At 68.3% G+C, this 19,814-nt stretch carries 12 protein-coding genes; 5 read left to right on the top strand and 7 right to left on the bottom strand.

Annotated elements, in window-relative coordinates; genetic code table 11:
- Nucleotides 1-22 precede the first annotated feature (22 nt).
- On the bottom strand, nucleotides 23-661 hold the full coding sequence (locus ACFOGJ_RS23055) for a TetR/AcrR family transcriptional regulator (protein WP_379905035.1): 639 nt from the start codon (nucleotides 659-661) through the stop codon (nucleotides 23-25).
- 186 nt (nucleotides 662-847) lie between these two features.
- Nucleotides 848-2,626 carry an SLC13 family permease gene (locus ACFOGJ_RS23050; RefSeq protein ID WP_379905033.1) on the bottom strand — a complete coding sequence of 593 codons (1,779 nt, stop codon included), beginning with the start codon at nucleotides 2,624-2,626 and terminating at the stop codon, nucleotides 848-850.
- A gap of 540 nt (nucleotides 2,627-3,166) precedes the next feature.
- Between ACFOGJ_RS23050 and ACFOGJ_RS23045 the strand changes: the two genes are divergently transcribed.
- From ACFOGJ_RS23045 to ACFOGJ_RS23035, 3 genes are all read left to right on the top strand, one after another.
- Nucleotides 3,167-3,601, top strand: coding sequence for a hypothetical protein (locus ACFOGJ_RS23045; protein WP_379905031.1), 435 nt, complete (start codon nucleotides 3,167-3,169; stop codon nucleotides 3,599-3,601).
- 28 nt (nucleotides 3,602-3,629) lie between these two features.
- Nucleotides 3,630-3,866, top strand: coding sequence for a hypothetical protein (locus ACFOGJ_RS23040; RefSeq protein ID WP_379905029.1), 237 nt, complete (start codon nucleotides 3,630-3,632; stop codon nucleotides 3,864-3,866).
- A gap of 135 nt (nucleotides 3,867-4,001) precedes the next feature.
- Nucleotides 4,002-4,982, top strand: coding sequence for a transglycosylase SLT domain-containing protein (locus ACFOGJ_RS23035; RefSeq protein WP_379905027.1), 981 nt, complete (start codon nucleotides 4,002-4,004; stop codon nucleotides 4,980-4,982).
- A gap of 57 nt (nucleotides 4,983-5,039) precedes the next feature.
- Here ACFOGJ_RS23035 and ACFOGJ_RS23030 read toward each other — a convergent pair whose 3' ends face one another.
- The 3 genes from ACFOGJ_RS23030 to ACFOGJ_RS23020 form a co-directional block, all read right to left on the bottom strand.
- The gene (locus ACFOGJ_RS23030) at nucleotides 5,040-7,046 is read right to left on the bottom strand and encodes a carbamoyltransferase C-terminal domain-containing protein (protein ID WP_379905025.1); all 2,007 of its coding nucleotides are present in this window, start codon (nucleotides 7,044-7,046) and stop codon (nucleotides 5,040-5,042) included.
- Nucleotides 7,047-7,164: 118 nt separating this feature from the next.
- Nucleotides 7,165-8,028, bottom strand: a complete 864-nt coding sequence (locus tag ACFOGJ_RS23025; protein WP_379905023.1) for a TylF/MycF/NovP-related O-methyltransferase — start codon at nucleotides 8,026-8,028, stop codon at nucleotides 7,165-7,167.
- A gap of 35 nt (nucleotides 8,029-8,063) precedes the next feature.
- The gene (locus tag ACFOGJ_RS23020; RefSeq protein ID WP_379905021.1) at nucleotides 8,064-8,942 is read right to left on the bottom strand and encodes a phytanoyl-CoA dioxygenase family protein; all 879 of its coding nucleotides are present in this window, start codon (nucleotides 8,940-8,942) and stop codon (nucleotides 8,064-8,066) included.
- Nucleotides 8,943-9,198: 256 nt separating this feature from the next.
- Here ACFOGJ_RS23020 and ACFOGJ_RS23015 point away from each other — a divergent pair, with 256 nt between their 5' ends.
- Entirely contained in the window at nucleotides 9,199-15,192 is a 5,994-nt protein-coding gene (locus ACFOGJ_RS23015; protein ID WP_379905019.1) for an O-linked N-acetylglucosamine transferase, SPINDLY family protein, read from the top strand.
- Nucleotides 15,193-15,256: 64 nt separating this feature from the next.
- Here ACFOGJ_RS23015 and ACFOGJ_RS23010 read toward each other — a convergent pair whose 3' ends face one another.
- Nucleotides 15,257-16,627 carry an HlyD family type I secretion periplasmic adaptor subunit gene (locus tag ACFOGJ_RS23010; RefSeq protein ID WP_379905017.1) on the bottom strand — a complete coding sequence of 457 codons (1,371 nt, stop codon included), beginning with the start codon at nucleotides 16,625-16,627 and terminating at the stop codon, nucleotides 15,257-15,259.
- A gap of 1 nt (nucleotide 16,628) precedes the next feature.
- Nucleotides 16,629-18,521, bottom strand: a complete 1,893-nt coding sequence (locus ACFOGJ_RS23005) for a type I secretion system permease/ATPase (RefSeq protein WP_379905015.1) — start codon at nucleotides 18,519-18,521, stop codon at nucleotides 16,629-16,631.
- A gap of 497 nt (nucleotides 18,522-19,018) precedes the next feature.
- On the opposite strand from ACFOGJ_RS23005, the gene ACFOGJ_RS23000 reads away from it, so the two are divergent.
- On the top strand, nucleotides 19,019-19,600 hold the full coding sequence (locus ACFOGJ_RS23000; protein WP_379905013.1) for a hypothetical protein: 582 nt from the start codon (nucleotides 19,019-19,021) through the stop codon (nucleotides 19,598-19,600).
- The last annotated feature ends 214 nt before the right edge of the window (nucleotides 19,601-19,814 follow it).

The raw sequence follows: 19,814 nt of genomic DNA, 5'->3' as shown, positions 1-19,814 counted from the left end.
GGCGGGGTGCCCTCCCTGCAGCTCAGCAGACGGTCCATCCCGCGACGAGCAATCGGGTTTGCTGGCGCGCGCGCTGGAGAAAATCATCGGGGGTCAGATCTGGGCGAGCGCAGTAGTTGCGGAAGTCGTACATCAGGAGCGCGTAGACCATGTCTGCCGCTACCGCCTCGTCCACGTCCCCGCTCAAGATTCCGCGTGCGCGGAACTGCCTCAGAATCCGACGCGTGAACGATCTGAAGATTTCTCTGTTTCGGTCGACTTCGTCCGGCGCTTCGCTGTTCGCTCGGAACTCCGCGGCGAGCATATCCAGCCACAGCGTCTTCTCCTGCGGCGTTGTCACGTCGCCAATGTCCGCGTGCATGAGCTGCGCAAGTGCCTCGGCAAGATCATCTGGCGGATTCTCTGCGACGGCCTCATAGGCCTGCGAAAGGCGCGCGCGATCAGCGGAAAGAATCTCCAGCAGGATGGCGTTCTTCGAAGGGAAGTAGTTGTAGACAGTCTTGAGGGAGACGTCGGCTTTCTCGGCAACGTCTTCCATTCTGGTCCGCTCGAAGCTGTCCTCGCGCAGCAGGACGACCGCCGCTCGCAAGATCTCGGCACGCTGCATCTGCTTTTTGCGCGCGCGTCGACCGCCGCTCGGAGGCATGTCGGCCCTGTCCATTTTTCCCGGCCTGAAACTTACAGTCGAATGTAAAAAGTGTGTCGAATGTAATTTCTTTCGTCAAGGCATCTGCTGCGCGGCGAATCCGGGGCGTCGCGATCGATCGGGCGGGCGCGGCCATCTGCCTCCGCGCTTCGGCGCGCGCTTTGCCTTTGGCCTGCGGGGGCGCGTCCTGCCGGGCCGGCCCTATAGCGGCCAGAACAGCAGGATCAGGGGCACGCCGGCGGCGACCACGATGATTTCCACCGGCAGCCCCATCCGCCAATAGTCCCAGAAGCGATAGCCACCGGGCCCCATCACCAGGGTGTTGTTCTGGTGGCCGATCGGGGTCAGGAAAGCGCAGGAGGCGCCGACCGCCGCCGCCATCAGGAAGGCGTCGGGATTGGCGTCCAGCCCGGTGGCGATGCCGACCGCGATCGGTGCCATCATCACCGCGGTGGCGGCATTGTTGACGATGTCGGAGATCGTCATCGTCACGATCATCACCAGGGCCAGCAGCACCCAGGGCGGCAGTTCGCCCGACAGCGACAGCAGCTGCCCGGCGATCAGGTCCGTGGTGCCGGTGGATTGCAGCGCCTCGCCCACCGGCAGCAGGGCGCCCAGCAGCACGATCACCGACCAGTCGATGGCGTCATAGGCCTGGCTGAGCGGCATCACCCGCAGCAGCATCAGGATCACCACCGCCGCGGTCAGCGCGATCGCGACCGGCAGCAGGTCGACCGCCGCGATGGCGATGGCGCCCAGCGCCACCGCCAGGATGGTGGCCGCGCGGCGCGGCACGCCGATCCGCAGCTCCCGCTGCGCCAGCGGCAGGCAGCCCAGGGTGGAGAGGGCGCCGTTGATCTGGTCCTCTGGCCCCTGCAGCAGCAGCACGTCGCCGGCCTGGAAACGGAAGCTGCGCAGCCGCCCGCGATGCGGATGCCCTTCCCGCGCCACCGCCAGCAGGTTGATGCCGTAGCGGGAGCGCAGGCGGATCTCCAGCGCGGTATTGCCGGCGATCAGGGAGCGCGGCATGACCACCGCCTCCGTCAGGCCCATGCCGTGCCCTTCGAGCGCCTCGTCCAGCGCTGCCTTGTCCTGGTCGATCAGGGCCAGGTCCAGGGTCTTCAGGATCCCCTCGATGGCGTCCGGTGCCGCCTGCAGGATCAGGATGTCGTCGCCCTGGATGCGCTCCCAGGGCGCGAAGGCGGGGATCTGCCGCTCGCCGCGGATCAGGCTGAGGACCCGGGCCTCCTGGCTCTCCACTTCCTTCTCCAGCTCCGCCACCGACTTGCCGACGAAACGGCTCTCCGCCGGCACCTTGGCCTCGGTGATGTATTCCTGGATGCCGTAGAGCTCGGTGCGGCCCGCATGGTGGCGCCGCGGCAGCAGCCGCCAGCCGACCAGCGCGACGAAGACCAGGCCCAGGATCGCCAGCCCGCCGCCCACGGGGGCGAAGGAGAACATCTCGAACGGCGCACCCAGGGCATCCGCCCGGTAGTTGGAGATGATGATGTTCGGCGGCGTGCCGATCAGGGTGATCAGGCCGCCCAGCATGCTGGTGAAGGCCATCGGCATGAGGACGATGGCCGGCGAGCGCTCCGAGCGGCCGGCCGCGGCGATCGCCACCGGCATCAGCAGGGCGAGGGCGCCGACATTGTTCATGAAGGCCGACAGCACGCTGACGATCAGGCAGAGGCCGCCGACCTGGATCCAGGCCGGACCGGCGGAGGGAACCAGCCGTTCGGCCAGCCAGTCGATCACCCCGGACTGCATCAGGGCGCGTCCCAGCACCAGGACGGCGGCGACCGTGATGACGGCGGGATGCGCAAAGCCGGAGAAGGCGCTGTCGGTCGGTACCAGCCCCAGCAGGACCGCTGCCAGCAGGGCGGTCAGGGCGACCACGTCGTAGCGCCAGCGGCCCCAGGCGAACAGGGCCAGGGTGGCGGCCAGCAGCAGGCAGATGGCGATCTGTTCAGTCGTCATCGGGTTGCGTCACCGTGTCGGTTGCGCGATGGAGGTGGCCGCGGCGCCCCGCGGCGTGCGGAATGGGCCCGCTCCAGGCAGCAATGCCAGAAATGCCCAGGATCGCAAAACGCGAAGCGCAGCGGCGGGTTCCGTACCCGACCGCCGGCCGGACGAGACAGGGCGCGGGTCGCGAAGGACCGTCGTCGAAAAAAGGGCCGCCGGTTTGCACCGGCGGCCCAGTTCGGATCTTAGGAGATGTCGCGAGAACCTGCCCGCGAGCGAGATCCACTATAGGGATCCCGCCTTGAAATGCAAATGCGAATGATCCGCATATACGATTTTTTCCGGGACCGGGTCGGCCGGTGCGGCACCCTTGCGCTGGCCGTCCGTCATTCGGGGGCGACCTGGTCTTTCAGGGTTGACATTGGGCGGCCGAGCGGGCGCCTTTGCAGCCCTGTGGCAGCGAGAGGATGTTCCATGGCAGGCGACTGGCCGTGTCGCCGGACGGCAGTCCGGACAAGCCGGCATCGATGGCGTGCGGGGCTGCTGGCCTGCGCCTTGGCCCTGCCGGCATGGGCCGGCAGCTGGGCCGCGGCGGCAGCGCAGGGCTATCCGCTCCGCATCGACTGTCCCGACGCGCCGCTCTATGCGGTCGGCGGCCTGACCCTGAACCGCGACATGCAGGCCCAGGGCCTGGTCCTGCTGGCGCGGCTGCAGCACAACCGCACCGGGGAGGTCTATGACATCAGCTGCGCCACCGCGGCGGCGACACAGCCGGGCAATGGCGGTGCGGCATCGGATGCCAGCTACCAGTTCGTCTGCACCGCCCGCGGCGAAGGCCGACGCAGCGGCGGCGCACAGGCCAGCCGCGATGGAAAGGTGCCGGCCGGTCTGGGGCTCGACCATCCAGAGACAAGGGCCGCCGTCACGGAGGCGGTCTGTCCGGCGGCACGGCTTGCCTTGTCGCGCTTCCGCGCCGGACTGGCCGAATAGCGGTGCCGGCGACCGGCCGGGCAGGCCGATGACCCTGCCGCGACCCTACCTGACCAGCCGCCTGCTGCGCGCGACACGGGTGGCCGGCTCGGCCTGCCTGGCCCTGGTGGTGCTGCACTACGTCGGCATTATCGGCACGCCGCCGCCGACCCTGCCGCAGATCGGCTTCTATCTGCTGGCCGGCGCGGCTGTCGGCGCGGCCTACGGCCTTGCGGACTGGCTGTGGCGGCGCCGGCAGGCGCCGCACGACGGCGATGCCGGCTGAGCCCAGAGTCCCACGCGCTGCCGCTCTGAAATTGCCCTCCCGGTTGCCAGCCGTTGGCACGGCCCTTGCTACCTGATCGGCAACATGTGGTGTATCCCGCCGGCCCGGTTGCCGGCGGTCGAGGCAGGAAACAGTATGTCAGCAACCTCTTTTGCGCCGACAGTGGATCTGATGCGCGCGCAGGCCGCCGGTGCGCCGCGCGACATCGCGCAGGCGATCGGCAATGCCAGCCGTCGCACGGGGGTCGATTTTGCCTATCTGGTCGCCCAGGCCCGGCAGGAAAGCAGCTTCCGGCCCGCGGTCGAGGCGGCAACCTCTTCCGCGACCGGGCTCTACCAGTTCATCGACCAGACATGGCTCGGCACAGTGAAGGCGCATGGTGCCAAGCATGGCCTGGGCGCCTATGCCGGCCTGATCCGTACCGACGCCAGCGGGCGCCATTCCATCGCCGATCCGGCGGACCGGCAGGCCGTGCTCGACCTGCGCAAGGATCCGGAGATCGCCTCGCTGATGGCGGCCGAGCATGCGCGGGAGAACGGCCTGGCGCTGGAGCAGGCGCTGAACCGCCCGGCCAATGCGACCGACCTCTACATGGCGCATTTTCTGGGAGTCGAAGGGGCGAAGGACTTCCTGCAGGCACGCGACGCCGATCCGGGGCGTGCCGCGGCCGACCTTTTCCCGCGCGCGGCGCGGGCCAATCGCGGCGTGTTCTACGATGCCGGCGGCCAGCCCCGCAGCCTGGAACAGGTCTACGACCGCTTCGCAGCCAAGTTCGACGACCTGGTGGGACCGGATGGCGGCGGGCAGGCCATTGCCGGCCGCTTCGGCCAGATCGACGCGGCACAGGCGGGGCCGGTGGCCCTGGACCGTGGCGGCTATGCGATGGCCGGACGCGACGGCATGGAGGGCAACTCGATCCTCACCAGAGCGCGGCTCGGCGGGAGCGGCGTGGCGCCGCTGGTCCCCTCCCTGCGGCCGGAATCCTTCCTGGCACTGGCCGCGCTGCAGGAAGTGGCCGTGGACATGGGTGCCGCGCCCGCACGCGCCGACAGTCGCGGCGCCGACAGTCGCGGTATCGACAGCCGCGGCGCGGGCAGCGCCTTCCGGGCGGCCTGACCGCCAGCGTCCGCGACCGCTGCGCACGCCCCGCCGGGAGGCCGGCGGCAGCGCCGGTCAGGCCTCGGCCAGCACCTTCTCCCTCCGCGCATCCGGTCCGGTTCGCGGAGCGCCGGCATCCGCCGCGCGCACCAGAACCCGGCCGTCCAGGTACAGCCGGTCCAGCCGGGTGCCGCGGAGGAAGGCGATGGCATGGTCGGGGGTCTCGATCACCGGCTCGCCGGGTCCGTTGAACGAGGTGTTGATGATCACCGGCACGCCGGTCAGGCGATGGAAGGCCTTGATCAGCCGGTAGTAGGCGCCGCAGCCTTCATTCACCGTCTGCACCCGCGCGGTGCCGTCGACATGGGTGATCGCCGGCACCCTGTCGGGCTGCCGGACATCCGCCGTGAACAGCATGTAGGGCGAGGGCAGGGGCGTGCCTTCGAACCATGCGGCGGCCTCCTCCTCCAGCACCGCAGGGGCGAAGGGGCGCCAGCTCTCCCGCCCCTTGACCCCGTTGACCCGCAGCAGGTTTCCGCCGTCGCGCGGATCGGCAAGGATCGAGCGATGGCCCAGCGCACGCGGGCCGATCTCGCTGCGTCCTTCGAACCAGCCGATGATCTCGTTGCGGGCGAGCGCCGCGGCCGCATCCTCGGCGGCGTCGTCGACGTCGACCTCGACGATATCGTCGCCGGCCGCGGCGATGGCGGCGTCGACTGCAGCGGGAAGGATGCGGGGCCCCAGATAGGGGCTGGGCCAGTAGCCCGCCCCGCGTGGGCGCAGCGGCCGGTCCAGGATCTGGTGGTTGACGTAGAGGCCGGCACCGATCGCCAGCCCGCTGTCATTGCAGCCCGGCTCGACGAACACCCGGTCGAACAGGCCGGCATTGGCCAGCAGGGAGTTGGTCGGACAGCTCAGCGCGGTGCCGCCGGTATGGCCCAGGTTGCGGACCGGCAGCCCGGAATTGTCCAGCAGCTGCCGCAGCGCGCGGGCGCTGTGCAGCAGGGTCTGCTCCAGCAGCATCTCGCTGCTGGCGGCGATATCGGCATTGACCGGCGCGGTCGCGAATTCGCGCCGCGCGGTGACGGACAGCTCGTAGCCCATCTCCGCGGCCAGCTTGTGGCAGTGGCTGATCCACTCGCGGCTGCCGTTGGACGTGCCTTCCCCCTTCTCGAAGCGGTTGCCCACGAATTCCGGTCGGAAGAAGGCCGGCTCGCCATAGGATGCCAGGCCCATCAGCTTGCCGGAGGCATCCCATTCGCCCAGCTGCAGGTATTGCGACAGCAGGATGTAGAGAGCGCCGACATTGTTGTAGTGCGGGAACAGCGGGTAGATCGCGTTGTCCTGCGCATAGAGCAGGAAGCCGGACAGGTAGGACGCCGCCACGCCGCCGTCGTTCGACAGGATCGCGGCCTCGGAGAAGCCGGACTGGAAATAGTTTGAGGCGGCGTGCGCCATATGGTGCTGCACGCAATAGCCGGGCAGGTCGTGGCCGTGCAGGCGCACCGTCACCGGCAGGTCGAACTGCCGCCGCCGCTCCCGCAGCCGTGCCGGGTCGACCCGCTGCGCCGCGATCTCCGCCAGGGTGCGGGTCTGCCGCCATTCGGGCGGGTTGGCATAGATGTCGGGGGAGGGCACGTGCCGCCAGGCCGCGCGGTCGTAGGGCATGCCTTCGGGGAAGATCTCCCTGAGGAAGCCGGGATCCATCGTCTCCGGATCGGAGAGATGGGCATGAAGCGGCAGCGACACCTCGGCCGCCGCGGCCGCCCGTTCGGCATATTGCGCCCGGCAGGCGTCGTCGCGGCTCTCGGCATGGCCGGCATGAAGTTCGAAACGGATCTCCAGCGGGTCGCCGGCGGGCAGGATCATCTCCACCCGCTGCGACGAGACGATCGCGCAGACGTCGATGTCCTGCACCTTCAGGCCGGCATCGGCGAGCGCAAGGTCAACCAGGTCGGAGGTCAGCCCGATATGGTGCTTCACCCGGGTGTGGCGCTCGCGCAGCAGGCAGTTGACGACCTCCTGGTCGCGCAGCACCGCCACGGCGGCGTCATGCCCGAAATTCAGGGCGAGAATGTTCATTCCGTCTCAGGCTCCGCCAAAGAATGAGGCCAGGGCGATGCCCCGGGGCCGGCCGCTCCGGCACGCAACATGCCCCGCAGCCCTGCCGGGCTCAATGTTCGGGACGGGGCAGGGCCGGTCAGCGGGCCGCTGCGGCGCGCTTGATGAACAGGCCCTGACCGGTCGGGAGTTCCACGATGAACTGCCCATGTTCAGCCGCGAAGCGGTCGGCACGGACCCGCTGCTCTGAATAGTAGGCCCAGCCATAGTCGTCCAGCACGACCATGCCGCCGTCGACGATCCTGTCGAACAGGAAGGCCAGGGCCCCGGCCTCCGCCTCGGCATTGTTCATGTCCAGATGCATGAAGCAGATCTTTTCCGGCGCCGTCTCGGGCAGGGCGTCGGGCACCTTGCCGCGAACCACCAGGGTTCCCGGATAGGGCGCCAGGCGGTCGGCAACCTCGGCAAACAGGGTGTCGCCGTGGCTCGGCAGGCGATGACCGACGCCGGCGGCCTCGTCCGGGTCGAACAGGTCATAGACCACGAACCGCTTGCCGTGGCGGTGCGGCTCGACATAGCCGCAGATCACCTCCGCGCTGTAGGCGCGGTAGGTGCCGCATTCCACGAAATCGCCTTCCAGGGCCAGGCAGCTCTTCGCTGCCCAGGTCAGGACATGGGTGCGCCAGGCGATCACCAGGTCGCGCTCTTCGCGCGCACAGGCCTGCAGGGTATCCGTGAAACGGCGGTCTTCCAGGAAGGAGAAAGCACGCCCGATCGTCAGCAGGTTATCGGCAAAGACGGCGACAGATCCCGCCTTGTTCAACGGGGCGCAGACATTGAGGAACTGGCCGAGGCGCGACTCGAACCGCTGCTTGGCACTGTCGTCGACGAAGGCCGGCGGGAAATACTTCAGTGGGATCTCGAACGGGGTATCGGCGCCGATGCCGGCGGATTCCGTCGCTCCGGGATCGGTCTTCTGCGGGCCGGTGTCGATAGGCATCATGCTCAGGCTTCGTCCGTCGTGGGTATCGGCAGGGCCTAGGTCCTGCGGCGTTCCTGGCGCGGACCGTCGGCAATGGGTCCACGGGAGACGTGCGAGGTGTAGCGGAATTCGAAACTCATCCGTACCTGGGTCATGCCAGGCCGCTCCACCGTGCGGTGCGGACAAAAGCCATCGAACATCAGCAGGTCGCCAGGTTCGAACACCGGCTCGATTGCGGACAATGGAATCGGCCAGGAAGCCATTGTCTCTTCACTGATATGGCCCATCGGATAGCCACCCGGCGTGGCGTCTGCGTTGTGGGGAAAGGCCATAGCCCGAGACAGAGGAAAGACTTGCAGCCCAGGGGCGAGATGGCCGCAGGGTGTAAGCGGCACCCAGAAATTGACCCAGCTCCTGTCGTGGGTCGTAAACGCCACATCCTGGTGCAGCGGCACGAAGCTCAGGTTCTGGGACGGGCGGTGGCAACGAAACCGCAGGGTCGATGTGTCGGGAATCAACGGCCCGCCAAGATAGTGTTCCAGGATCGGCCGGCCGACCCCGCCTTCCACCGCGCGGCGCGCCAAGGCGAGCAGTTCCGGGAAGCCAGCTGTCAGACCCGGTCCGATCATGGACAGGCGCATCAACTCCCGGGCCGCATCGTCGCCGGCAGGTGCAACCTGCGGGAGACGCTCGAACGCCCGGGCGGTCGCCTGCTGAACCTGCTCGACGACCCCGCGGCCGATGGCGCCGCGCAACAGGACGACGCCTGCCTTGGTGAGGCAGGCCGCGGCGGCCTCGTAGTCCGCGGGTGCCACGGTTATGTCGGCTTCCGACCACCGCTCTTGCGCCACGGCGCTGGCATGGCCGCCTTGGCCGGCCACCGGGAAGGCGCCAGGAAGAGGGGCGTTACTGTCGGACTCAGCATAGATCGGCATGTCGTTGCCATTCGAGGTCGAATACGAAGGAGTTCGGGCGGCGGACCGCAGGGCCGGCGTCCCTGCCGGAGGCCCGTGGGACCGCAGGCCAGCGCAGGCGATCCTGCCTTGCCTCATCGGTTGGCGATGATCTGGCAGCCGGCAAGCCGCGACATTGCCCGGTAGCGTCTCGCGGGTGCGGAGACTCTATGCTATGGCAGCCGGCGAAGTCCATTGTCCCGGCGGCCTGGTCGCCACTCCCCTTCCGGAATGCTCCATGTCGGTTGACGTCGCCACCGCCTTGTTCACCAGCGGTCGAACGGACGAGGCCCTCGCCCTCTGCCAGCAGCATTTGAAGGCGAATCCCGCGGACGCTGGCGGTTGGGGTGTCCTCGGCGCGATGTTCCATAACATCGGCCGCTACCGTTCGGCGGCCGAGGCCCTGCAGCGCTCTCTGCAGCTGCGACCCGACGACCCGCAGGTGATGGGTCATCTTGCCGCGGCGCTCAAAGGCATGGGTGACCTGGAGGCGGCGGAGAAGGTCGCGCTGAAATCGCTGGCGATCTGGCCCGACAATGCCGAGCTGCTGAACAGCTACGGCGGTCTGCTGAACGACATGCACCGGGCGTTCGAGGCGGAGGAAGCGTTCCGTCGTTCGATTGCCGCCGATCCAGCGGCTCCCAAGGCCTACGGCAATCTTGCCTACACCCTGTTCCTGCTGGGGCGGAACAGCGAAGGCGAGGTCTTCGCCCGGCGCGGCCTGAAGATCGATCCGGACAGTGCCGTCCTGCAGAACAGCATGGGCAGTTCGGTCATGGGCCAGGACCGGATGGTGGAGGCAGCGACCTATTTCCGGAAGGCGGTGGAACTGGACCCCGACTTCGCCATCGCGCACAGCAACCTGCTGTTCTGCCGCAACTACGATCCGGACGCCTCGGCGGAAGATGTCTTCGCCGACTACCGGCGGTTCGACGAACTGCAATGCCGCCCGTTGGTCCCGTCGGATCCGCACTATGAGAACGACCGCGATCCCGACCGCCGCATCCGCCTGGGCTTCGTCTCCCCCGATTTCCGGCGCCACGCCGCGAACTATTTCCTGGAGCCGCTGCTGGAGGCGCACGACCGGGACCGGTTCGAGCTGTTCCTCTACGGTATGGTCCCGGCCCCGGACCGCTATACCGACCGCTACCGCGAACTCGCCCATGCCTGGCGCAATGTCACCGGCATCAGCGACGAGGAGATGGTGGAGCAGATCCGTCAGGACCGCATCGACATCCTGGTGGATTTCGCCGGCCATACCGCGCGCAACCGGCTGAAGGTGTTTGCCCGCCGGCCTGCCCCTGTGCAGATCGCCTATCTCGTCGGCCTCGGCTACACGACGGGCATGTCGGTGTTCGACGGCTTCTTCGCCGACGATGCCATGGCACCGCCGGATGCCGGGCATCTGTTCAGCGAACCCGTCCTGCGCCTCGGCCGCTTCCCGATGACCTACCGTCCGCCTGCGGAGATGCCGGAGGTCGGCCCGCTGCCGGCGGAGAAAGCCGGGCATGTCACATTCGCATCGTTCAGCCGGACGGTGCGCATCAATGCCCGGGTTGTCGATTGCTGGGCGGAGATCCTGAAGGCGGTACCGACGGCGCGGCTGATGCTCAACACCAAGAGCTTCGCCGAAGAGGCGGCGCGCAATGCCTATCGTCAGATGTTCGCCCGGCGCGGCGTGGACCCGGACCGGCTGCAGCTTCTGTTCACGCAGCCGCAATCGGTGACCTGGGAAACCTACAACCGGGTCGACATCGCCCTGGACCCGTTCCCGCACAATGCCGGGACGACGACCTTCGAGGCGCTGTGGATGGGGGTGCCGGTGGTGTCGCGGATGGACCGGCCCTCGGTCGGCCGCTTCGGCGCCAGCATCATGAACAGCCTGGGCCAACCCGGCTGGGTGGCGCGCGACGATGCCGACTATGTCCGCCGTGCCGTGGCGCTCGCCGCAGACCTGCCGGCATTGGCGCGGACCCGCGCCGGCCTGCGATCGGCGATGCGGCAATCGCCCCTGATGGATCCGCGTGGCCTGGCCGCCGAGATGGAGGCGCACTACCGCCGCCTGTGGCGCGGCTGGTGCACCGGCCGGACCGAGCCGGCGCCGTCCTGGCCGACCCCCGATTTCCTGCTCTACCGTGGCTCCGCGACCGCCCCCGTACCGGCGTCCTCCCACACATCTGTGTCCGCCGATGCCTCCGTCGATCCGTCCGGGGGGCCTCAGGCGGCCGACGCGACAACCGTCGAAACCCTGCTGGCGGCGAGCCGCGGGGCGGAGGCGTTCCGCATGGCCGCCCGCCTGTCGGCAGAGCGGCCGGACGATATCGACTTGCTGCACCTGGTTTCCCGGTGCCTCGACGCCGCCGACCGGCCAGCCGATGCGGCGTCGGTCCGGGCCCAGGCGGCCGCGCTTGCCGTTGCGCAGGCTGCGCCGGCACCGGACCGGCCGCAGCCGCCGGACCTGGTGCCGGTCGACCTGCCCGTGGATCCTGGCGATGCCGGTACGCTGCGGAGGGCGGCGGAGAAGGCGCATGCGGAAGGACGCCTGGATGCAGCGGAAGCCGGCTACAAGCAGTTGCTGGCCCTGGTGCCGGACGATGCCGCGGCGGCCAACAACATGGCGGCGATCTGCCTGGAGGGCGGACGTGCGGCCGCGGCCGAGGGGTTCGCCCGTCGGGCGCTGAAGCACGCGGCGGACTCGCCACAGGTCGTCGGCAACCTGGCCATGGCCCTGTGCGAGCAGGCCCAGCTGGCGGAAGGCCTTCCGATGCTGCAGCGCCTTGTCGACAGCGGCAAGGCCAGCGCGCGCACCCATGCCAACCTTCTGTTCGCGCAGAACTACGATCCCGACCGGGATGCGGCAACGATCCGGCGCACGGCCGAAGCCTGGGCCGCGCGCTTCGCGCCGGCCGGCGGCCGGCAGGAACTGCCCCGCAGCGCCGGGGCAGCGGCGGCCGGGCGGCGGTTGCGGGTCGGCTATGTCTCGCCGGACTTCCGGATACACGCCACCCTGAACTTTCTGCTGCCCCTGCTTCAGGCGCATGACCGCGGCAAGGTGGAGGTCCACCTGTTCGCGGAACTCTCCGGCACCGACGCGGCCAGCGCCATGTACCGGGCCGCCGCCGATGGCTGGCACGAGACCGCGGGCCGCAGCGACGACGACCTCGCCGCCCTGGTCCGCGAGATCGGCATCGACGTGCTCGTCGATCTTGCCGGACATACATCCGCCGCCCGCCTGGGCCTGTTCGCCCGTCGGCCGGCACCGGTGCAGCTGACCTATCCGATCGGCTTCGGCGGCACCACAGGCATGGCGCAGTTCGACGGGGTGATCGCGGATCGGGTGCTGGCGCCCGAGGTGGCGGAGACCGGTTTCACCGAACCGGCGCTGCGGGTGGACGGGCCATGGGTCGCCTTCCGTCCGCAAAGCCCTTTCCCCAATGTCGGGGCGCTGCCGGCTGCGGCGAACGGGCATGTCACCTTCGGCTGCTTCAGCCGCGTCATCCGGCTGAACGACCGGGTCCTCGACTGCTGGGCAGAGATCCTGGCCGCCCTGCCGGGCAGCCGCCTGATGCTGAACAACCGGGTCTTCCAGGAGGCGGCCGTGCGTACGCGTTTCCTGGCCGCGTTCCATGCCCGCGGGATCGGCGCGGATCGCCTGGACCTGGTCTATGTGACGCCGCAGGCGGCCAGCCTCAGCCATTATGGGAAGGTCGACATCACCCTGGACCCCTTCCCGCACAGCGCCGCCACGACCGTCGCGGAGAGCCTGTGGATGGGTGTCCCGGTGGTCAGCCTGCGCGGCGCGACCCCTGTGGGCCGCCTGGGCGCCAGCCTGCTGGAGGCCGGCGGGCTGGAGGCGTGGGTCGCGGACAGCCCAGAGGCGTATGTCGACATCGCGCTGCAGCTGGCCGGTGACACGGACCGGCTGACGCGCGCGCGTGCCGGACTGCGCGAGCACGTCCAGGGCGGCCCGATGGCCGATCACGGGGCCTTGGCGGCGCGGCTGGAGGCACTCTACCTACGTCTTGGCGGTGCACCCACCGGCGGTCCCGATCCGGGCGCCGGCCCGGCAGCCGGTAGCCCGGTTTCGTCCCTGCCACCGCCGGATACCGGATCGGCTCAGCCTGCCGCTGTGCCAACCGATGGTGCGGCGAAGGCTTCAGCGCTGATGGCGGCGGGCCGGCCCGCCGAGGCGGTCGACCTGCTGCGGGCAGCCGTCAGTACGGGAGGCGCTTCCGTCGCGGAACTGCTGCTCTACCTCGTGGCGGCGATTCATGCGGACCGTCTGCCGGAGGACGCGCTGCAGCTGGCGGAGCGGCTGGTGGGGCAGGCCCTGGGCGATCCCGGCCACCACAACATCCATGCCATCGTCCTGCGGCGCGCCGGCCGGACGGCGGAGGCGGAGGCAGCGTTCCGGCAGGCCGTTGCGCTGGACCCGCGGCAGGGGGAAGCGGCGCAGAACCTGTGCAGCCTGCTGATGGGATCGGAGCGCTACGGCGAGGCCGAGACGCTGATGGCGACCTATCTCGAACAGCGGCCCGACGACGGCCGGGGCTGGATCACCCTGGGTCAGGCGCGCCAGATGCAGATGGACACAAGGGGTGCCATCGCAGCCTATGAACGCGGCCTGGCGCTGGTCCCCGACGATTATGAGGGCTGGAGCAATCTCTGCCCGATGCGGATTGTCCTGGAGGATTTCGAGGGGGCGGTCGCGGCGGGCCGGCGGGCGATACAGTTGCGGCCGGGGGTGAAGAAGGATCTCACCAACCTCGGCGTTGCGGAGTACCGGCAGTTCAATCTGAAGGAGGCGGAACGGCTCTGCCTGGAGAGCATCCGCATCGATCCCAACCACGCCCTGACCTGGAACAACCTGGCCAACATCTACCTGGACGAATGCCGTTTCGACCAGGCGTTCGATGCCTACCGCCGTGCCGTGCACAGCGAGCGCGACGGCGTGCAGCATCACAGCAACCTGCTGTTCGCGCTGAACTACGCGCCGGATATGAGCGCGGAAGAGATCTTTGCGGAATACCGCAACTGGGACGAACGGCACGCACGGCCGCTGGTGCCGGCGCAGGTCCGCCACGACAACGACCGCGATCCGGGGCGCCGCCTGCGTATCGGCTATGCCTCTCCCGATTTCCGCAGTCATGCCGCCCGCAATTTCCTCCTGCCGATGCTGGAGGGACATGACCGCGGCGCGGTCGAACTGGTGCTGTATTCCGAGACCCCGGCGCCGGACGAGGTGACCGCGCAGTACCGGGCGCTCGCCGACCAGTGGCGGGAGACCTACGACCTGAACGATGACCGGCTGGCCGCGCGGATCCGGGAGGACCGGATCGACATCATGATCGACCTGGCCAGCCACACGGCCGGCAACCGGCTGCTGGCGATGGTGCGCCGGCCCGCACCGATCCTGATCTCGCTGATGGTCGGCCTGGGCTATACCACCGGGATCAGCGGCTTCGACTATTTCGTCGGCGATGGCGACATGACGCCGCCGGAGGCGGCGCATCTGTTCGGCGAACAGGCGCTGATCCGCCTGAACCGCTTCCCGATGGCCTATCGGGCCCGGCCGGAAATGCCGCAGCCGAACCGCCTGCCGGCCCTCCAGCAGGGCCATGTGACCTTCGGCAGCCTGAGCCGCACGATGCGGCTGAACGATCATGTGGTCGCGGCCTGGGCCAGGATCCTGAAGGCGGTGCCGGGATCGCGGCTGGTCCTGAACAACAAGCCCTACCATGACCCCGCCGTGCGCGACCTGTTCGTCCAGCGCTTCGTGGCGCAGGGCATCGATCCGTCGCGGCTGAAGGTGTTCCGCGGCACGGTCGACTATCGCGAGATCGACATCGCCCTGGACCCCTGGCCGCACAATGCCGGGACGACGACCTGCGAGGCGCTGTGGATGGGAGTGCCGGTGCTGTCGAGGCGGGACCGGCCGTCGGTGGGCCGGTTCGGCGTCAGCATCCTGCGGGCCACCGGCCTGTCGGACTGGGCGGTCGACGACACCGAGGCCTATGTGGCGCGGGCCGTAGCAGCGGCGGCGGACCTGGATGGCCTGGCCCGGCTGCGGGCGGGACTGCGGGACCGGATGGCGGCATCGCCGCTGTGCGACGGCAGCGATCTGGCCAGGCAGATGGAGGCGGCCTTCCGTGTCGCCTGGCAGCGCTGGTGCCGGGGGGAGGGGGCAACCCCGATTACCGTCCGGCCCGACGGTACCGCCCGGGCTGACTGACAGGCGCCCGCGCCGGCCCCGACGGTGACCGGCGCGGTGGGGGACCGGCGCAGTATGGTGGCGCCTACTGCTCGGTGAAGGCCTTGTCGAAGGTCCGGGTGATCGGCTTCGTGAAGTAGCTGAGGGCGGTCCGGTCGCCGGTGACGATCTTCACCGTCACCGGCATGCCCGGCGCCAATTCGACATCGTCGCCCAGCTTGGCCAGTTCCTCAGGTGGAACCACGACCCGCAGTTCGTAGTATAGCGACCCGACCTTCTTGTTCTCCTTGGCATCGGCGGAGATGTCGACGATCTCGCCGATGATGCGCTCGGTGAAGCGGCTGGAGAAGGCGGCGAATTGCACCTCTGCGTCCATGCCGAGATGAACGTCATCGATCGCGTTGGGCTCCAGCGCGGCCTTGACCACAAGGTTGCGCTGGCCGGGCACGATGTCCATCAGGGGCTGGCCGGGCGCCACCACGCCGCCCTCGGTGTGGATATCCAGTCCCAGCACGCGGCCGCCGGTCGGCGCGCGAATGATGCTGCGGTCGAGGATATCCTTGGCCGCCACGATCCGCTCGTTCAGGGAGAATGCCTGGCTGCGAAGCTCCGCCAGCTTCTCGGCGGCCTCGCTGATGCGATTGCGCTTCAGGCTGATGATCTGCATCTGGATCTCGGCATCATTTTCCTGGATTCGGGCAATATTGCCGCGATACTCGCCGACCTGTCCCTCCAGCGATGCGAGCGAGCGTTCCAGGGCGCGCACCCGGGTCATCGGGGCATGACCTTTCTGCTGCAGCTCCCTTGTGCCCTTCAGTTCGTCGCGCAGCAGCTGCATCTGCCGCTTGTGCGAAGTGATCTGCGACTCGAGGCCGCCGATCTGCTCGTCCAGCTGCTTGCGCCGCTGTTCCAGGGTGCTGACCTGATTCTCAAGCAGGGTCCGCCGTGCCTCGAAGGCCTGTTCCTGGCCTTCAACGATGCGACGGACATCGTCACGCTCCGCTGCTTCGTCCATCAGCTCCGCCGGGAACGTGATTTGCGGTGCATCGGCCTGCTCGGCCTCCAGGCGCGCGATCTGCGCCAGCATGGCGTAGTACTGTTCGCGCAGCAGGTCGTGCACCGATGAAGCCTGCGTGTCGTCGAGGATGATCAGGGGATCGCCTGCCTTCACCTCGCTGCCTTCCCTCACCAGGAGGGACTTCACGACTCCGCCCTCCTTGTGCTGTACCGTCTTGCGGTTGCCCTCGATCTCGACATTGCCGTTCGCAAAGGCGGCACTGGCGAGTGGCGCCAGCGCGGCCCAGCCGACCAGTCCGATGAAGAAACCGGCGAAGATGACGAGCCCGACCAGGGAGATCGGCCGAACCTTGTCGTTCAGCCCGTCCATCGGGTCCTCTTCTTCCGCCGGCCCACCGTCCTGCGGCACCGGCAACAGATTTTTTTTCACCTTCATCATGTCATGCCGCTCCTTCCGACGCGCGGCCCTGTGCGGTCGCATCCTGGCCAGCCTGCCCCTGTGCGGCCGCCGGTCCCTGCGCATTGGCCTGCTGCCCTGCCGCCTGTGCAGATCCCTGCACCGCTGTCTGAGGCTGCGACGCTGCGGCCTGTCCGCCCCCCTGACCCTGGCCCTGCCCCTGACCCTGTGTCTGGGCGATCTGGCGCTTGTCGCCCGTTCCGCCGACCAGCCGCGGCACCACGTCCCCGGCCTTGCCGAGGGCTTCCACCTGACCGTCGCGCAGGATCAGGATATCGTCGACCATGCCCAGGATATGGGGGCGGTGTGAGATGATGACGACAGTGGTCTCACGCTCCTTCAGTGCCTTCAGCATCTGGCTCAGGGCGGCTTCGCCCTCGCTGTCGAGGTTGGAGTTGGGTTCGTCCAGGATCACCAGCTTCGGGCGTCCGAAGACCGCCCGCGCCAGGGCGATCCGTTGGCGCTGGCCGCCCGAGAGGCGGGTACCGCCCGGCCCGATCTCGGTGTCGTAACCGTCCGGCAGACGCAGGATCAGGTCGTGTACGCCGGCCATCCGCGCCGCATCGACCACATCGTTCGGGTCTGATTCACGAAAGCGGGCGATATTGTCGCGCACGGTGCCGTCAAATAGCTCGATGTCCTGCGGCAGGTAGCCGACATGGCGACCGAAATCCTCCCGTGGCCAGGTATAGACATCGGCGCCGTCGAGCCGCACATGGCCGGATGCCGGTTTCCACACGCCGACCATCAGCTTGGCCAGGGTCGACTTGCCGGACGCGCTGGGACCGATCACGCCCAGGATGGTGCCGGCGGGAATGTCGAAGGACATCCCCTTCAGCAGCAGGGTCTTGCTGCCGCCGGGCACATAGGTCAGCCGTTCCACCGACAGTTCGCCTGTCGGCGGCGGCAATTGCATCGCCTCGGGGCGGTCGTCCATGTCGGCAAGGGCATCGTCCACCTCCTTGAAGGCATCCATGCCTTCGACGATGGAGCGCCACGACATCACGATGGAACTCACCGGCATTATCATCCGGCCCATGATGAACATGGCCGCGAAGGTCTCGCCCGGGGTCGCGTCGCCGGCGATTACAAGCCCCATTCCGGCGCCGATGATGGAGATCTGCAGGATCATCTGCAGGTTCTTGGTCAGCCCGGCCGAGATGCTCATGCTGTCCATGGCGCCGCTCTGGGCCACCAGGCCGCCGAAATATTTGCGCTTCCAGCGCCGCATAAGTTCCGGCTGCATGCCGAGCGCCGACACCACCTCGGCATTGCGCACGAAGCTCTGCGCCATCTGATGGCTCTGGCCGGTGGCCTGCATCGAATTGTTCAGCCGACGCGCAGTGACCAGCTGGTTGCCGAGCGCCACCGCCGCGCTGATCAGCAGGCCCAACAGTCCGAGCACGCCGATGAACGGGCTGACGATGAACATCGCCAGGATGTAGAGCGGAACGAACGGGATCTCGAAGACGTTGTGGAGGCCTGGGCCCGCGAAGGTGCTGCGGTACGTCTCGTGCTTTGCCAGCAGATCAGCGCCGGCATCGTTGCCCTTTCGCGCGGCATCGTCGAGCCGCATGCCCAGCAGCTTCTCGGAAAGCAGCTTGTCCGCCTTGCTGCCCAGCCTGACCAGCATCATGCCGCGAATGCCCTCGAGAACCGCGCTGACGCTGAGCCCGAAGAGTGCGATGACGGTCAGCAGGATCAGCGTCTCGCCGCTCTGCGAAGACATGACCCGGTCGAACACCTGCATCATGTACAGAGGCATGGTGAAGAACAGCAGCCCGATGCCGAAACTGAACAGGACGATCAGCAGGAGCGTCGGGACGCACTGGCCGAAGATGTCCCGCATGATCTCGCTGCGGGGATAAAAGCGCATGTCAGACCCTGTGTCGGTTCGAGCTATCGCGCATGATGCGCCATCTTGTCGTCGTCACCGGAGCGCCGTGCCGCAACCGGAACCCTGCGTCGATACGGAAGCGGGCGCGGCGATCCGCCGTCACATGCCCGATCCGGGACATGGACCGCTCCGGAGGCGGCCGGCTTCGCATGGCAGAAAATACCTGGGCCGATTGCCAGGACCGACCGAAAACAGTTGCTTACACATTCGGCCTTGGTTCTGCAAACGGCGGACCCCGCGGCCACAGATCGCAGGTTGTTGCGACAGGGCCCATCATCCGGGACATTGTGGCGCCGCGATGGCAGGTGCACCGCGTACCTCGTGCCGCATGCGGCGACAGTCGGGCAGGGGGCGCCGGCCGCCGCCTTTGTTGCAATCTGTTCGCAACAGATTTCCGGAAGCGGTGCGGCGGCGTATGATGTCGACCGCTTCGGAAGACACAGGTCGCAATCAACTAACTGGCGAGGAGAACGATCATGGTCACTGGATGGATGCGCCGCTGGATGGAACGTCCGGACGGGGCGGGCCGCGGGCCCGACGGGGACCTCCGGGCGCCGGGTCGCACCTCCGGCCGCCACCTCGCCGCGACCGCCTTCGCCGCCCTGGTCGTGGCGGTCATGGCCCTGCTGCTGCGGCCCGACGCCACCGTCGCGCAGGACAAGGAGGACCAGGACGGCGGTGCGGAAGCAGCCGCTGCCACCGCCGCGGAACCGACCCTGAACGTGGAACTCAACACCATCGAGCAGCAGGAGGATGCCTGCCGGGTCTATCTGGTGGTCAAGAACGAGAGCGAGGACCGCTATACCGACCTGGAGATGGAACTGATCCTGTTCGACAAGGACGGCTTCGTCAGCCGCCGCTATGCGGTCCAGATCGCGCCGCTGCAGCCGAACAAGACCCGGGTGCGGCCCTTCGACCTGCCTGAACTGGACTGCGCCACCGTGGGTCAGTTCCTGATCAACGATGTGACGAAATGCGCAGCGGAGGATGGCGAAAAGCCGGACTGCCTGAAGCGGATCCGGACCGAGAGCAAGGGCGAGGTGACCCTGTTCATGTAGGCGGCTGCCGGTCGGCCGGCGACAACTGCCGGCCGGCCCCCGCACCGCGGCCCGCGCCGCATTGTCGGCCGACGGCGGCAACGGGTGCGGGAAACGACAACAGGGCGGAACCGGGGCGGCGGTTGAAAACGGGACGGCGCACACACAGGTCTGCAGGGCGTGCGATGCAGGGTGAGTCCGGCCCGGCCGCGATGCAGGCAGGCATGGGCGAAGA

Origin of the sequence: Marinibaculum pumilum (assembly GCF_042646425.1) — a bacterium.
Taxonomy (GTDB): Bacteria; Pseudomonadota; Alphaproteobacteria; order Ferrovibrionales; family Ferrovibrionaceae; genus Marinibaculum; species Marinibaculum pumilum.
The sequence above is the reverse complement of the archived record's forward strand: the minus strand, read 5'-3'. Positions and strand labels throughout refer to the sequence as shown.